Here is a 1,362-nt window from a genome sequence, read left to right on the forward strand (position 1 = left end):
CCGTAGAGATTCTGTGTTGATTTCCAAATAAAATTGTTTTTATCTTTGTTTTTTAAGACGGTCAAGAACCAGTCTGTGTAGCGTACTGATCCTTATGGCTTAGTGCGCTACTCCTTTTTAGATCGGTATAGTCTTTCTGGTATTCATTTTTGCTTTTGTAAATTACGTAGATCATTTCCAATAGTTTGCGCTGTACCGCTACCAAACCCTTCATTTTTATCCCCTGTCTGGAAACGATTCGCACATATAAATTCCGGAAGCTTTCATCATACTTTACTGCCGAGAGTGCTGGCAGGTACATGGCCTTTCTCAGGTGCCGATTGCCTTTTTTAGATATACTTGGCTTGCCCTTGACCGATGTTCCGGACAGTTTTTCCTTAACATCCAGCCCGGCATAGCTCGTGAGCTGTTTTTTATTTCTGATTAGCTCAAATCCATTCGTTTCAGCCAAAACAATCGTGGCTGTTAATTCACCTATCCCAGGTATGCTGCAGATATTGGTTATCTCACTTTTTAAGATACGGTCACTATTGATGATCTCCGTTAAATCGGATTTTATCTCTTTTTCCTGTTTATTTAACAATCGCATCCGTTCATTCAATCGTGCCACACTTCGCTCATTGGGTTCGGCTTCAGCCTGCTCGGCATGAAGCTGGTTCTTAACCATTACCCGTTCCATGACGATCTGATCACGTTCGCGAGTAAGCTGCTGCAGGCTTCGATAGGTCTTTTTAGGTTTATGCCAACGGTCCAGATTTCTCTCTAGTCCGAACTGCGCGATGGCTTCTGAGCAACTCTTGTCCGTGATTGTCTTGTTCTCCAGGGTCCGCATATAATTGCTGATCTTATTGGGAAGAACAATACTTACTTCGTAATTCTGAGCATAAAGATAAAAGGCAAATTTCTGATGATATACTCCTGTAGCCTCCATCACGAAGCGAACTTTCACTTCAGGGTCGGTCAGTTTGTTTACCCAATCCAGTAATGTTAAAATGCCTTTCTCAGTGTTCCTGAAAACTTTGTGTGCATACAGATCGACCCTCAGATCATCAAACATCCTGCCCAAGGTAACCACCAGTTCGCCTTGGGCCACATCTACGCCCAATACTTGTTTTAATACTTTCTTCATCAGCTTAAAGGTTTAGGTTATAAAGTGATGAATCTCCCTTCGTTTTTTCTCCTGGTTGGATATTCTGGATACTATGACTTGCATAATTCCTTACATTCTGTTCAAACTCTAAGAGATAAAAGGAATGAGGCTAATTCTCTACGACAATATACTTCCTGAGCTATTTAGCCGCTATTGTGCTCTCATTCCTTTTCACTTTAATAGTATAAATTTAAAGCTTTGTAAACATAGGA

1 protein-coding gene is annotated in these 1,362 nt (G+C 41.0%); it reads right to left on the reverse strand.

The features are described from left to right. Positions 1 to 61: 61 nt before the first annotated feature. Positions 62 to 1,129 carry an IS110 family RNA-guided transposase gene (locus BLR27_RS18330; protein ID WP_090707330.1) on the reverse strand — a complete coding sequence of 356 codons (1,068 nt, stop codon included), beginning with the start codon at positions 1,127 to 1,129 and terminating at the stop codon, positions 62 to 64. Positions 1,130 to 1,362: the final 233 nt, after the last annotated feature.

The sequence above is a fragment of the Daejeonella rubra genome (genome assembly GCF_900103545.1).
GTDB lineage: Bacteria > Bacteroidota > Bacteroidia > Sphingobacteriales > Sphingobacteriaceae > Daejeonella > Daejeonella rubra.